The organism is Streptomyces sp. NPDC030995 (assembly GCF_055571215.1).
Genome location: NZ_JBVIFS010000015.1, coordinates 85,737 through 100,237, shown reverse-complemented (window position 1 = coordinate 100,237; position 14,501 = coordinate 85,737). Strand labels below are relative to the sequence as shown.

Here is a 14,501-nt window from a genome sequence, read left to right as displayed (position 1 = left end):
TCCTTCATACTTCTGACGAAGGCGAGGACATGAGCATGGCATCCACCGGTGAGGGCCTCGGCCGCCGTGATCTGATCAAGCGCTCTGCGGCACTCGGCCTGATCACCGTGCCGACGATGGGCTTTCTGTCCGCCTGTGCCTCCGGCGGGGACGAGCCCACGAACGGCCCGTCCAAGGCCGCGACGAGCGCGCAGAACCCCTTCGGCGTCGCGAAGGGCAGCAAGCTGGACGTGGTCGTCTTCAAGGGCGGGTTCGGCGACGACTACGCGAAGGCCTGGGAGGCCGCCTTCGACAAGAAGTGGGGCACCACCAGCTCCCACCTCGGCACCCAGGAGATCACCGGAAAGCTCCAGACGCGCTTCAACGGCGGAAACCCGCCGGACGTCGTGGACGACTCCGGCGCCCAGAAGATCAAGCTGGACGTGCTCTTCAAGAGCAACCAGCTCGCCGACCTCACCCCGGTGCTCGACGCGCCCTCGCTCGACGACCCGGGCAAGAAGGTCCGCGACACGCTGATCGCGGGCACCATCGAACAGGGGACGCAGGGCGGCAAGTTCGTCTCGCTGAACTACGTGTACACCGTCTTCGGCTTCTGGTACTCCGGCAAGCTCTTCAAGGGGAAGGGCTGGACGGCGCCCAAGACCTGGGACGAGTTCCTCGGGGTCTGCACGAAGGCCAAGGAAGCCGGCATCGGCGGCCTCGCCCACCAGGGCAAGTACCCGTACTACATCAATGTCGTCATCATGGACCTGATCGCCAAGAAGGGCGGTCTGGACGCCATGAAGGCGATCGACAACCTGGAGCCGAACGCCTTCGAGGGCAGCGCGGCGGCCCTCGCCGCCGTCGAGGCGGTCTACGAGGTGGTCGAGAAGGACCTGCTGCTGCCGGGCACCAACGGGCTGACCCATACGGAGTCCCAGACCGCCTGGAACCAGTACAAGGCGGCCTTCATCCCCTCCGGCTCCTGGCTGGAGAACGAGCAGCTCAAGCAGACGCCCGACGACTTCGACATGCAGTTCCTGCCGGTCCCGCTGCTGGCCGACAGCAAGCTGCCCTTCGAGGCCATCCGGGCCGGCGCCGGCGAGCCCTTCATCGTTCCGGAGAAGGCCGCCAACAAGGCCGGGGGCCTGGAGTTCGTCCGTTCGATGCTGTCACGCGAATGGTCGACGCTCTTCGCCCAGCAGGCCAACTCGCTCACCGTGGTCAAGGACGGCGTGGACCCGGGAGTGAAACTGCGGCCGGGCACCCAGTCGGCGGTGACGGCGCTCAAGGCGGCGGGGACGAACACCTTCAACTACCTTTACCCCGACTGGTACAGCGAGATGGACACGGCGATCCAGGACGCGTCCAATGAGCTGATGGCCAAGCGGATTCAGCCGAAGGAGTGGATCAAGCGGGCCCAGGCCGCGGTGAACAAGGCCGCGCAGGACCCCAACGCCAAGAACAACCGACGCAGCTGACGACGCGCTCCACCGGTCACCGGGCAGCACTCCAGGGACGGACACCATGAGCCAAGTAGCCCAGGGCAGGGGACGAGGCGGCTTCATCGCCGGCTTCCTCCTCGGGCCCCTCGCGCTGTATCTGACCTTCGTCATCTGGCCGTACGTACAGACGTTCGGCTACTCCTTCACCAACTGGTCCGGCCAGTCGCCGACGTTCGATTTCGTGGGCGTGGACAACTACACGGCCCTGATGAAGGACGAGGTCTTCCGCGGCGCCCTGTGGCACAACCTGCTGCTCCTGGTGTTCGTCCCGGCGGTGACCATCCTGCTCGCCCTCTTCTTCGCCTTCATGGTGAACGCGGGCGGGCGGGGCGGGGCCGGCGGGGTGCAGGGCGTGCGGGGGTCGGGCCTCTACAAGATCGTCTACTTCTTCCCGCAGGTCCTCTCCCTCGCCATCCTCGCGGTCCTCTTCGGGGCCGTGTACCGCACCGACGAGGGCGGCCTGCTCAACGGCGTCCTCATCAAGCTCGGCCTCGTCGACCGGCTGCACCCGATCGAGTGGCTGAACGAGCCGAGGCTCGTGCTCTGGTGCCTGCTCCTCGTGGTCGTCTGGCACGGCGTCGGCTTCTACCTCGTCCTGTTCTCGGCGGCCATGCAGTCCGTCCCCAAGGACATCTACGAGGCCGCCCTGCTCGACGGGGCGGGCCGCGCCCAGACCTTCTTCAAGGTCACGCTGCCGCTGCTGTGGGACTCCGTGCAGACCTCCGCGGTCTACCTGGGCATCGCCGCGATGGACATGTTCGTCCTGGTGTCGACCATGACCTCGGGCCAGTTCGGCGGCGGCCCCGACCACCACAGCGAGGTCATGGCGACCGTGCTGATGAGGAACTTCCTCTACTTCGGCAGGAGCGGCTACGCCTGCGCCATGGGCGTGGTCATGCTCGTCCTCACCATGATCCTTTCCGTCATCACGCTGCGCGCCACCCGCCGCGAGCGCATCGAGTTCTGAGCGGGAGACCAGAATGACCACAGTGATCAAGGCTCCGGGCGAGCCCGCCGCGGAGCGGTCCGCAGGAGCCGGCCCGGCCGGCGAGCGGGGCGGCAGCCGCTCCGAGGGCATGGTCCTCAACGTCTTCTCCCACGGCTTCCTCGCCGTCTGGGCCATACTGATCGTCCTGCCCCTGATCTGGCTGGCCCTCGGTTCCTTCAAGACCGACGCGCAGATCGGCGGCTCGGCCCTCAGCTGGCCCTCCAACTGGAACCTCGACGCCTTCGGCCGGGCCTGGGACAAGGGCATCGGCGACTACTTCGCCAACACGCTGATCGTGATGGTGTTCTCGGTCCCGCTGACGATGCTGCTCGGCTCGATGGCGGCGTACGTACTGGCCCGCTACCCCTTCCCGGGCAACCGGTTCATCTACTACTTCTTCGTCAGCGGGGCGATGTTCCCCGTCTTCCTGGCGCTCGTCCCGCTGTTCTTCATGGTCAAGCGGTTCGACATGCTGAACACGTACCAGGGCCTGATCCTCGTGTACGTCGCCTACTCGATGCCGTTCACCGTCTTCTTCATGCACTCGTTCTTCCGCACGCTGCCGACGGCGGTGCACGAGGCGGCGGTGATCGACGGAGCCTCCGACACCCGGATCTTCTTCCAGGTGATGGTGCCGATGGCCAAGCCCGGCCTGATCAGCGTCGGGATCTTCAACATCCTGGGCCAGTGGAACCAGTACATCCTGCCCTCGGTGCTGATGCAGCCCCAGACGGGATCGGACCCCGAGCGCTACCTGCTCACCCAGGGTCTGATCCAGCTCCAGCAGCAGCAGGGATACGAGACCGACCTGCCGGTGCTCTTCGCCGGCGTGACCATCGCGATAATCCCGATGCTGGTGGTCTACCTCTCCTTCCAGCGCCAGATCCAGGCCGGCCTGACCTCCGCCACCCTCAAGTAGCCCCCTGGGGTCAGAAGGAAGCGGTCGGGACGACCGACCAGCTGACCGCCGACACCGACGGATCGAGCGAGAGGTTGCTCACCGCCTCCTCCAACGCCCGCCCGCCCGCGCCCTCGGCGGTCAGCAGCGCGGACACGGTCACCTTGCCGGGCTCCGGCCCGTCCACGCTGCGGATCTCCCGGAGCTGGTGGCCGGGCCGGCCCAGCGCGTCGACCAGCCGGTGCCGGATGTGGGCCTCCTCCGCCTCCAGGCACACCGCCTCGAAGTGGTAGTCGTTGGCCACCTCGGCCCCGCCGTGCGGTTCGCGGTCCAGGCGCCGGCCCAGGGGGCGCAGCAGGAGATTGGCTCCCAACACGCCCACCGTGCCGCAGATCGCCAGGACGAACAGGCCGACCCCGGCCAGGCAGCCCACGGCCGCCGAACACCACAGGGTGGCGGCGGTGTTCAGGCCCCGCACGCTCAGACCGTCGCGCATGATCACGCCGGCGCCGAGGAAGCCGATCCCGGACACGATCTGGGCGGCGACCCGCGAGCCGTCGTAGTTCACCTCCGAGGCCGCACTGAGGAACCCGTACTGCGAGAGCAGCACGAACAGCGCGGCGCCGCCCGCCACCAGGGCGTTCGTACGCAGTCCCGCGAGCCGGGCCCGCCACTGCCGTTCGAGGCCGATGACCGCTCCGAGCCCGAGCGCGGCGGCCAGGTGCCCGGCCATTTCCCATTGGGTGAGCAGCATCGGCCCCTCCCTTCCTTCCGTGCGGCCCTTACGGCCAGGTGTCGTCAGAGCCAGGTGTCGTCAGAGCCAGCTGTGAAACCTGCGGATGTACCAGGTCTTCACGAACTGGGTCAGGGTGCAGTAGGCGAGCAGTACGCCGATCAGCCACGGGAAGTAGTTCGCCGGCAGGGCGACGAAGCCCAGCGAGGGAGCCAGCGGCGAGAAGGGCAGGTAGAGCCCGGTCAGCACCGCGAGGACGGTCATCACCATCACCGGCCAGGAGGCGCGGGACTGGATGAAGGGGATCTTCCGGGTACGGATCATGTGGACGATCAGGGTCTGCGAGAGCAGGCCCTCGACGAACCAGCCGGACTGGAACAGGGACTGGGCGGACTCGTTGTTCGCACCGAAGACATTCCACATGATCAGGAACATCGCGATGTCGAAGATGGAGCTGACGGGGCCGATGGTGACCATGAAGCGGAAGATGCCCTTGGCGTCCCAGTTGCGGGGCTTGCGCAGGTACTCCTCGTCCATCCGGTCCCACGGGGTCGCCAGCTGCGCGATGTCGTAGACCAGGTTCTGCAGCAGCAGCATGATCGCCAGCATCGGCTGGAACGGGATGAACGCGCTCGCCACCAGCACCGAGAAGACATTGCCGAAGTTCGACGACGCCGTCATCTTGATGTACTTGATCGTGTTGCCGAAGGTGGTGCGGCCCTGGACGACGCCCTGCTCCAGGACGGTCAGGTCCTTCTCCAGCAGGATGATGTCCGCCGACTCCTTGGCGATGTCGACGGCGGTGTCCACCGAGATGCCGACGTCGGCGTCGCGCAGCGCGGCCGCGTCGTTGATGCCGTCCCCGAGGAAGCCGACCGTGTGCCCGTCGGCCTGCAGGGCCCGTACGATCCTGGCCTTCTGGACCGGGTTGACCTTGGCGAAGACCGTCGTACGGGCGGCCAGCGCGCGCAGCCGCGTGTCGTCGAGGCCGTCGATCTCGGTGCCGAGCACCACGTGCCCGACCTCGACGCCGACGTCGGCGCAGACCCGGGCGGCCACGAGGTCGTTGTCGCCGGTGATCACCTTCACCGCGATGCCCTTGTCGGCCAGGCCCTGGAGGGCCCGGGCGGCGTCGGCCTTCGGCGGGTCGAGGAAGGCGAGGAAGCCGACCAGGGTCAGCTGGTCCTCGTCGGCGACCGTGTAGGTGTCGCGCGCCGTGCCGATCGTGCGGGTGGCGACGGCGAGGACGCGCAGGCCCTGGCGGTTGTTGTCCTCGGCGATCCGGGTGACGTGCCAGCGCAGCTGCTCGGTCAGCTCGACCTGCTCGCCGCGGTCCGTCATGTGCGTGCAGAGGTCCAGGACCTCCTCGACCGCACCCTTGGTGATCATGATGTGCTCGGAGCGGCCGAAGTCGCCCACGATGGAGTTGCGGTTCAGGATCACGGACATCCGGCGCCGGGCGAAGTCGAAGGGGATCTCGTCGACCATCGAGAACCGTGCGTCGACGACAACCTCCTCGGCCTCGTCGACGCGGTCGATGACCGCCTGGTCCATCAGGTTCTTCAGACCCGTCTGGAAGTGCGAGTTGAGGTAGCCGTACTCCAGGACCTCGTTGTCCTCCTTGCCGTGCACGTCCAGGTAGCGGTCCAGGACGATCCGGTCCTCGGTGAGGGTGCCGGTCTTGTCCGTGCAGAGCACGTCCATCGCGCCCAGGTTCTGGATCGCGTTGAGCCGCTTGACGACCACCTTGCGCTTGGACATGGCCACCGCGCCGCGCGCCAGGTTGGCGGAGACGACCATCGGCAGCATCTCGGGGGTCAGGCCGACGGCGACGGCGATACCGAAGAGGAAGGCTTCGTTCCAGTCACCCTTGGTGAAACCGTTGATCATGAAGACGACCGGGACCATGACCAGCATGAAGCGGATCAGCAGGAAGCTGACCTTGCGCACGCCGGTGTCGAAGTTGGTCTGCGGGCGCTCGCCGACCAGCGAGCCGGCCATCGAGCCGAAGTAGGTGTCGGCGCCGGTGGCGACGACCACCCCGGTGGCGGTGCCGGAGGTGACCGAGGTCCCCATCAGGCAGAGGTTGTCGGCCTCGACCGGGTCGTCGGTGTGCTGCCGGCCGAGGTCCTCGGACCTGGGGGTCCCCTCGGCGGAGCGAGGGGGAGTGTCGGCCTTGGCGACCGGCAGGGACTCGCCGGACAGCGCGGCCTGGCTGACCATCAGGTCCTTGGAGGTGATGAGCCGCAGGTCGGCCGGGATCAGGTCGCCGGCGGCCAGCTTGACCACATCGCCCGGGACCACCTGCTCCATGGGCACCTCGAAGGTGGTGGGCCCGGAGCCGGTGCCGGCCCGGCGCTGGACCGCGCAGGTGGTGGTGACGAGCTTCTTCAGGGCGTCGGCGGCGCGGCCCGAGCGGTACTCCTGCCAGAAGCGCAGCAGACCGCTGATCCCCACCATCACGGAGAGGATGATGACGCCTTCGTCCGCGGGGTCCTGCCAGAACATGATGGCGGCCAGAAAGACCAGGACGCCGATGAAGGGGTTCCAGAACGCCTTCCCCAGCTGGACGAACCAGCGGGGCGCGCGCTCTTGGGCGACGACGTTGGAGCCGTGGCGCTCCAGGCGCAGCGCGGCCTCGGTGTGGGTGAGGCCGTTGCGCGAGGCGTCCACGCCCTGCAGGACCTGGACGCCCGGGCGGGCGCTGATCTCGGCGAGGCGCTCGCCGACGAGCCGGGTACGGGACTCCAGCTCGGCGGCCTTGCGCTCGCGGCGGGAGCGGCCCGGCGGTGCGAGCTTGACCGGGGTACGAGGGGTGAGCATGGTCATGACGAATACCTCTTTCCACGGTGTCCGGGCAGCGCGAAGCCGCGCGGTCACGTGGAGTGATCATGGGTCGGCGCGCCTCGGCCCCGTGGGGCCGCGGGGCGCGCCGATGGGCATGGATGACACACGCCTGACGCAAGGGCCGGGGCGTGCGGAGGGCATGGAAAAACGCACGGGGTCAGCGGTGTACCGCGGCCGTGCGCACTCGGGGAAGGGTCAGCCGATCAGCGGGTCAGCCGACGAGAGCGCTGCAAGGACTTCGATCGGGACTCATCCCGAACACCTCCTCGCCTGGCGCCGTCATTGAAGGACGCTCGATCCGGCCGGAAAGGCCGCAGAGGATCGGCGTCTCATCGACCGTAGCACGATCTAAGAGGTCACCATCTCCCCCTTTTGGTCGGTAGTGGCCGTTTCGTGCCGTGTCAGCCTCTTGACGTGCCGATGCGCAAAGGCTCGACTTAAGGTTCACAAGTTGGAGAGACGCCGGGGTCTCGGAGCGCGAAGTCGCGACGTGTCCCGGCCGGGGGGCGACGGCTGGCCGTCGCTTATGGGCAGGAGTGGATGAGTCGTGCAGACTCCCGGATCGCAGTCGTCGCTGCATCGCGCGAATCTCGAACGGGTCGTGCGGGCGGTGCGGCTCGCGGGATCGCTGACCCAGGCGGAGATCGCCCGCACCACCGGACTGTCGGCGGCCACGGTCTCCAACATCGTCCGGGAACTCAAGGACGGCGGGACCGTCGAGGTCACCGACACCTCGGCCGGCGGCCGGCGGGCGCGCAGCGTCTCGCTCAGCGGCGACGCGGGCATCGTCATCGGCGTGGACTTCGGCCACACCCACCTGCGGGTGGCGGTGGGCAACCTCGCCCACCAGGTGCTGGCCGAGGAGTCCGAGCCGCTGGACGTCGACGCCTCCTGGGCGGAGGGCTTCGACCGGGCGGAAGCCCTGGTCGGGCGGCTGATCGCGGGCATAGGAGTCGGGCTGGAGAAGGTCATCGGCGTGGGGCTCGGCGTCCCCGGCCCGATCGACGTGGAGTCCGGAACCCTGGGCTCCACCGCGATCCTGCCGGGCTGGGCGGGCATCAACCCCCGCCAGGAGCTCTCGCAGCGCCTCGGGGTGCCCGTGTACGTGGACAACGACGCGAACCTCGGAGCCCTCGGTGAACTCGTTTGGGGGAGTGGCCGGGGAGTAAAGGACCTGGCCTACATCAAGGTCGCCAGCGGCGTCGGCGCGGGCCTGGTGATCAACGGCCAGATCTACCGCGGTCCGGGCGGCACCGCGGGCGAGATCGGGCACATCACGCTCGACGAATCGGGCCCCGTCTGCCGCTGCGGCAACCGCGGCTGCCTGGAGACCTTCGCCGCCGCCCGGTACGTCCTGCCGCTGCTCCAGGGCACGCACGGGCCGGAGTTGACGATGGAGCGGGTGGTCGAACTGGCCCGCGAGGGGGACCCGGGCTGCCGCCGGGTGATCACGGACGTGGGCCGCCACATCGGCAGCGGCGTGGCCAGTCTGTGCAACCTCCTGAACCCCAGCCGGGTGGTGCTCGGCGGCTCGCTCGCGGAGGCCGGTGAACTTGTTCTGACTCCCATCCGTGAATCCGTAGGGAGATACGCGATCCCCAGCGCGGCCCGCCAACTGTCGGTGCTGACGGGGTCCCTGGGCGGACGGGCCGAGGTGTTGGGCGCGCTGGCCCTCGTGCTCAGCGAGATGGGCGATTCGACGCTTTTGTCAGATCATGGAAGTGGAGTGCGAGCTCCAGCCGTCTTGCCTTCAGGTAGATAACGGATGGCACCGTTGTCATCTCGTTAAGGATTCACTCCTTGACGGCAAAACGCGGCCGGGGTTGACTCACATCCACCTCGGCCGCAGCGTTGCGGCCTCGTCAGGGAGGTTCAAGTAATGAACACGCGTATGCGCAGAACCGCCGTAGCCGTTGCCGCCGGTGCCATGGCCGTGTCGCTCGCCGCTTGTGGCAGTGCGAAGGAGGCCGGGGACAAGACGAAGGAAACCGGCGCCGCCAAGGGTGATGCGATCAAGGTCGGTCTGCTCCTGCCGGAGAACCAGACCGCGCGTTACGAGAAGTTCGACAAGCCGCTGATCGAGAAGAAGGTCGCCGAGCTCACCGGTGGCAAGGGCGAGGTCGTCTACGCCAACGCCAAGCAGGACGCGACCACGCAGAACTCCCAGGTCGACACGATGATCACCAACAAGGTGGACGTCCTGATCGTCGACGCGGTGGACTCCAAGGCCATCGCCGGTTCGGTGAAGAAGGCCAAGGACGCCGGCATTCCGGTCGTCTCTTACGACCGTCTGGCCGAAGGCCCGATCGACGCCTACACCTCCTTCGACAACGAAGAGGTCGGCAAGGTCCAGGGCAAGGCGCTGCTGGAGGCGCTGGGCGACAAGGCCAAGGACGGCCAGATCGTCATGATGAACGGTTCGGTCACCGACCCGAACGCCAAGCTCTTCAAGTCCGGTGCGCACTCCGTCCTCGACGGCAAGGTGAACATCGGCAAGGAGTACGACACCGTCGAGTGGAAGCCGGAGAACGCCAACACCAACATGGCGGCCGCCCTCTCGGCGCTCGGCAAGGACAAGGTCATCGGCGTCTACTCCGCCAATGACGGCATGGCCGGCGGCATCATCACCGCCCTCAAGGCGGCCGGCCTGTCCACCCTGCCCCCGGTCACCGGCCAGGACGCCGAACTCGCCGGTGTGCAGCGGATCGTCGCGGGCGAGCAGTTCATGAGCGTCTACAAGCCGTACGCCCCCGAGGCCGAGGCCGCGGCGAAGATGGCCGTCGCGCTCGCCAAGGGTGAGAAGCTCGAAGGTGTCACCACCTCCACGGTCGACAGCCCGACCGCCAAGGGCGTTCCGTCCGTGCTGATCCCGGTCGTCTCGCTCACCAAGAACAACATCAAGGACACCGTCATCAAGGACGGCGTCTACAAGGCCGACGAGATCTGCACCGACAAGTACGCGGCGGCCTGCGCCACCATCGGCCTGAAGTAGCGGCCACCGCCGCCTCCCCCGAGGCGGCCCCCCGTGCCTGACCGGCGCCCCGCCCCCTCTTCCCCGCCACCGCGGGGCGCCGGGCAGAAACGTTCCCCTATTCGCCCCGCTCCTGCTCTTTTGCACGACATCCCCGCCGGTCAGGCGGCGAAGGAGATGGTTCATGTGTCCGCTGCGCCCGTGCTGGCGTTGCGAGGGGTCTCGAAGCGGTTCGGCGCCGTTCAGGCCCTGACCGACGTAGAACTCGAGATCCACTCCGGTGAAGTGGTCGCCCTCGTCGGCGACAACGGTGCCGGCAAGTCCACGCTGGTCAAGACGATCGCCGGCGTGCACCCCATCGATGACGGAGTCATCGAGTGGGAGGGCCGCCCGGTCTCCATAGGCAAGCCGCACGACGCCCAGAACCTGGGCATCGCGACGGTCTACCAGGACCTGGCGCTGTGCGACAACATCGACGTCGTCGGCAACCTCTTCCTCGGCCGCGAGCTCAAGCGCCGCGGCATCCTCGACGAGGTGGAGATGGAGCGCCGCGCCCGCGAGCTCCTGACCACCCTGTCCATCCGGATCCCCAGTGTCCGGATCCCCATCGCCTCGCTCTCCGGCGGTCAGCGCCAGACCGTGGCGATCGCCCGCTCCATGCTGGGCGAGCCGCAGCTCGTCATCCTCGACGAGCCCACCGCCGCCCTCGGCGTCGAGCAGACCGCACAGGTCCTCGACCTCGTGGAGCGGCTGCGCGAGCGCGGCCACGCCGTCATCCTCATCAGCCACAACATGGCCGATGTGAAGGCCGTCGCCGACAAGGTGGCGGTCCTGCGGCTGGGCCGCAACAACGGCGTCTTCAAGGTCGCCGAGACCTCGCAGGAAGAGATCATCTCCGCCATCACCGGTGCCACGGACAACGCCGTGACCCGCCGGGCGGCCCGCACCGGGGAGGCCCGCAAGTGAGCACCGAGAATCCGGCCACCGACAAGCACCACGCGCACGCGGAAGCGGTGGCGGACCTGGCCAACCCCGCCGCCCCGGCGGACGCCATCCCGGCGGTGGACCCCCGCCTGCTGGTGCGCGAGCAGGGCTTCGGCGGCTACGTGACCGAGTTCGGCCGCAAGCTGAAGGCCGGTGACCTGGGATCCCTCCCGGTCGTCGTCGGTCTGATCATCATCTGGTCCATCTTCCAGGGCCTGAACTCGAACTTCCTCTCCCCGGAGAACCTCAGCAACATCGCGATCACGATGACCGCCACCGGCATGATGGCCGTGGGCATCATCTTCGTGCTGCTGCTCGGCGAGATCGACCTCTCGGTCGGCTCGGTCAGCGGTGTCTCGGGCGCGATCGTCGCCGTCCTCGCCGTCACCCACGGCGTGAACGAATGGCTGGCGATCCTGGCCGCCGTCGCGGGTGGCGCCCTGATCGGCTCCATCCACGGCTTCTTCTTCGCCAAGATCGGCGCCCCGGCCTTCGCCGTCACCCTGTCGGGCCTGCTGTTCTGGTCCGGCGCGATGCTGCAGATCCTCGGCAGCAACGGCACGATCAACCTCGACTCCGAGGGCGTGGTCGGGCAGCTGACCACGTACTTCTTCTCGGACGTGGCCGTCGGCTACGGGCTGGCCGCCCTCGCGGTGGTCGGGTACTTCCTCGCCACCTTCTTCGACAACCGCCGTCGCGAGGCCGCCGGGGTCCCGTCCCGGCCGCTCGGTGAGATCCTGCTGCGCACCGGCCTGCTCGCGCTGTTCACCTTCGGTCCCGCGGTCGTGTTCAACCAGTACAAGGGCCTGCCGCTCGCGGTGGTGCTGTTCGTGCTGGCCCTGGTCGGCACGGACTTCGTCCTGCGCCGCACCACCTTCGGGCGAAACGTTTTCGCACTCGGTGGCAGCGTCGAGGCCTCCCGCCGCGCCGGCATCAACGTCAACCGGATCCGGATCACGGTCTTCGCGATCGCCGGCACCTTCGCCGCCATCGGCGGCCTCTTCTGGGCCTCCAAGATCGCGGCGGCCAACCAGAGCGCCGGCGCCGGCGACCTGCTGATGAACGTGATCGCGGCGGCCGTCATCGGCGGCACCAGCCTCTTCGGCGGCCGCGGCCGGACCTGGAACGCCCTCCTCGGCGTCATGGTCATCACCTCGATCCAGTACGGTCTGGCCCTGGAGGGAATCGCGACGCCGATCCAGTACATGATCACTGGTGCGGTGCTGCTGGCCACCGTGGTGATCGACTCGATCACCCGCAAGACCCAGAAGACGGCCGGACGCGCCTGACCGCGCACCCGACCACGCACCCCGCCGAGCGCCGGAACGGCATCCGGCGGTAACACCGGTCACAGTGCCCGGTGCCACTTCGAGTGGCGCCGGGCATCCGTGCGTACATGTGTGCGCACGTGCTCCTGTGCGGGTATACGCCCGTATGTGAGGTGTGACCGCGCGGCGGTGCGTACATGTATGACAAAGGTGTGACGCTGCCGGGATGGCCCGATGACCGGGCCGACGGACGGAACATTAGACTCGTCAGACCAGCAAGCAACTGCAAGGAGGCACGGGTGCTGCTGACCCGCATCAAGGGACCGCGCGATCTGGACCGGCTCAGCCAGGAGGAGCTCGACCAGCTCGCCGCCGAGATCAGGTCCTTCCTCGTCGACGCCGTCTCCAAGACCGGCGGGCACCTCGGCCCCAACCTCGGGGTGGTCGAACTGACGATCGCCCTGCACCGGGTCTTCGACTCGCCCAAGGACAAGGTCCTCTTCGACACCGGCCACCAGGCCTACGTCCACAAGCTGCTCACCGGCCGCCAGGACTTCGGCAGCCTGCGCTCCAAGGGCGGTCTGTCCGGCTACCCCTCGCGCGCCGAGTCCGACCACGACGTGATCGAGAACTCGCACGCCTCCACCGTGCTCGGCTGGGCCGACGGCCTCGCCAAGGCCAACGAGGTGCTGGGCCGCGAGGACCACCACGTCGCCGCCGTCATCGGCGACGGCGCGCTGACCGGCGGCATGGCCTGGGAGGCGCTGAACAACATCGCCGCCGCCAAGGACCGCCCGCTGGTCATCGTCGTCAACGACAACGAGCGCTCCTACGGCCCCACCATCGGCGGCCTCGCGAACCACCTGGCCACCCTGCGCACCACGGACGGGTACGAGCGCTTCCTGGCCCGCGGCAAGGAGATCCTGGAGCGCACCCCCGTCGTGGGGAAGCCGCTCTTCGAGACCCTGCACGGCGCCAAGAAGGGCCTCAAGGACTTCATCGCCCCGCAGGGCATGTTCGAGGACCTTGGGCTCAAGTACATCGGGCCCATCGACGGCCACGACATCGAGGCCCTGGAGTCCGCCCTGCAGCGCGCCAAGCGCTTCAGCGGCCCGGTCATCGTGCACTGCCTCACCCAGAAGGGCCGCGGTTACACCCACGCGGAGCAGGACGAGGCGGACCGTTTCCACGGCATCGGGCCGATCCACCCGGACACCGGTCTGCCGGTCTCCACCGACGCCGCCAGCTGGACCTCCGTCTTCGCCGACGAGATGGTCAAGCTCGGCAAGGAGCGCAAGGACATCGTCGCGATCACCGCGGCCATGCTCCAGCCGGTCGGCCTGAAGAAGTTCGCGGACGCCTATCCCGACCGGATCTTCGACGTCGGCATCGCCGAGCAGCACGGCGCCACCTCGGCGGCGGGCCTGGCCACCGGCGGCGCCCACCCGGTCTTCGCCGTGTACGCCACCTTCCTCAACCGCGCCTTCGACCAGGTCCTGATGGACGTGGCCCTGCACAAGTGCGGGGTCACCTTCGTCCTGGACCGGGCCGGTGTCACCGGCACCGACGGCGCCTCGCACAACGGCATGTGGGACATGTCGATCATGCAGGTCGTGCCCGGTCTGCGGCTGGCCGCCCCGCGTGACGCCGAGCAGCTGCGCGCCCAGCTGCGCGAGGCCGTCGAGGTCAAGGACGCCCCGACCGTGGTGCGGTACTCCAAGGGCGTCGTCGGCCCGGCCGTCCCGGCCGTCGGCAAGGTCGGCGGCATGGACGTGCTGCGCGCCCCGGGCGCCGACGTCGCCCGGCCGGACGTACTGCTGGTCTCGGTCGGCGCGCTCGCCCCGATGTGCCTGGAGATCGCCGACCTGCTCGACAAGCAGGGCATCACCACGACCGTGGTCGACCCGCGCTGGGTCAAGCCCGTGGACGAGGCGCTGGCCCCGCTCGCCGACCGCCACCGCGTGGTCGTCACCGTCGAGGACAACGGCCGCACCGGCGGCGTGGGCTCCGCCGTCTCGCAGGCCCTGCGGGACGCGGGGGTCGACGTACCGCTGCGCGACTTCGGCATCCCGCAGCGCTTCCTCGACCACGCCTCCCGCAAGGAGGTCATGGCCGAGATCGGGCTGACGGCACCGGACATCGCACGGCAGGTCACCGGCCTGGTCGCCAAGCTGGACGGGCGCTACGACAGCGAGCCGGCCGCCGCCTGCGACTAGCCCACCTGATCCACGCGCGGTTGCACGTCACGGGCCGGGAGATCACCCTGAGGGGGTGGGCCTCCCGGCCCGTTCGCGTGCGTCGACACCCTCGGAGGTGCGTCGGTGAGCA

Annotated in this window: 10 protein-coding genes; 8 read left to right on the top strand and 2 right to left on the bottom strand. The window is 68.5% G+C overall.

The window, feature by feature from the left end:
- Positions 1–29: 29 nt before the first annotated feature.
- From ngcE to ACZ45T_RS22555, 3 genes are read left to right on the top strand one after another with little or no spacing between them, the layout of a single operon-like run.
- Entirely contained in the window at positions 30–1,460 is a 1,431-nt protein-coding gene (gene ngcE, locus ACZ45T_RS22565) for an N-acetylglucosamine/diacetylchitobiose ABC transporter substrate-binding protein (RefSeq protein WP_468443995.1), read from the top strand.
- A 46-nt stretch (positions 1,461–1,506) separates the two neighbouring features.
- The gene (locus ACZ45T_RS22560; RefSeq protein ID WP_468443992.1) at positions 1,507–2,451 is read left to right on the top strand and encodes a carbohydrate ABC transporter permease; all 945 of its coding nucleotides are present in this window, start codon (positions 1,507–1,509) and stop codon (positions 2,449–2,451) included.
- 13 nt (positions 2,452–2,464) lie between these two features.
- A complete protein-coding gene (locus ACZ45T_RS22555) occupies positions 2,465–3,391 on the top strand; it encodes a carbohydrate ABC transporter permease (protein ID WP_468443990.1) in 927 nt (308 codons plus the stop codon).
- A gap of 10 nt (positions 3,392–3,401) precedes the next feature.
- On the opposite strand, the gene ACZ45T_RS22550 is transcribed toward ACZ45T_RS22555, so the two are convergent.
- Together ACZ45T_RS22550 and mgtA are read right to left on the bottom strand one after the other, a co-directional pair.
- Positions 3,402–4,124, bottom strand: a complete 723-nt coding sequence (locus ACZ45T_RS22550) for an MgtC/SapB family protein (RefSeq protein ID WP_468443988.1) — start codon at positions 4,122–4,124, stop codon at positions 3,402–3,404.
- Positions 4,125–4,184: 60 nt separating this feature from the next.
- Positions 4,185–6,932, bottom strand: a complete 2,748-nt coding sequence (gene mgtA, locus ACZ45T_RS22545; RefSeq protein ID WP_468443986.1) for a magnesium-translocating P-type ATPase — start codon at positions 6,930–6,932, stop codon at positions 4,185–4,187.
- A gap of 565 nt (positions 6,933–7,497) precedes the next feature.
- Here mgtA and ACZ45T_RS22540 point away from each other — a divergent pair.
- From ACZ45T_RS22540 to dxs, 5 genes are all read left to right on the top strand, one after another.
- A complete protein-coding gene (locus tag ACZ45T_RS22540; RefSeq protein WP_468443984.1) occupies positions 7,498–8,712 on the top strand; it encodes an ROK family transcriptional regulator in 1,215 nt (404 codons plus the stop codon).
- A gap of 117 nt (positions 8,713–8,829) precedes the next feature.
- The gene (locus ACZ45T_RS22535; protein ID WP_468443982.1) at positions 8,830–9,942 is read left to right on the top strand and encodes a sugar ABC transporter substrate-binding protein; all 1,113 of its coding nucleotides are present in this window, start codon (positions 8,830–8,832) and stop codon (positions 9,940–9,942) included.
- A gap of 156 nt (positions 9,943–10,098) precedes the next feature.
- On the top strand, positions 10,099–10,887 hold the full coding sequence (locus ACZ45T_RS22530) for an ATP-binding cassette domain-containing protein (RefSeq protein WP_468443979.1): 789 nt from the start codon (positions 10,099–10,101) through the stop codon (positions 10,885–10,887).
- Positions 10,884–12,194 (top strand): sugar ABC transporter permease, encoded by a 1,311-nt coding sequence (locus tag ACZ45T_RS22525; protein ID WP_468443977.1) that lies wholly within the window; start codon positions 10,884–10,886, stop codon positions 12,192–12,194. The genes ACZ45T_RS22530 and ACZ45T_RS22525 overlap by 4 nt, the downstream gene beginning before the upstream one ends.
- Before the next feature lie 278 nt (positions 12,195–12,472).
- Positions 12,473–14,389, top strand: a complete 1,917-nt coding sequence (gene dxs, locus ACZ45T_RS22520; RefSeq protein ID WP_468443975.1) for a 1-deoxy-D-xylulose-5-phosphate synthase — start codon at positions 12,473–12,475, stop codon at positions 14,387–14,389.
- The last annotated feature ends 112 nt before the right edge of the window (positions 14,390–14,501 follow it).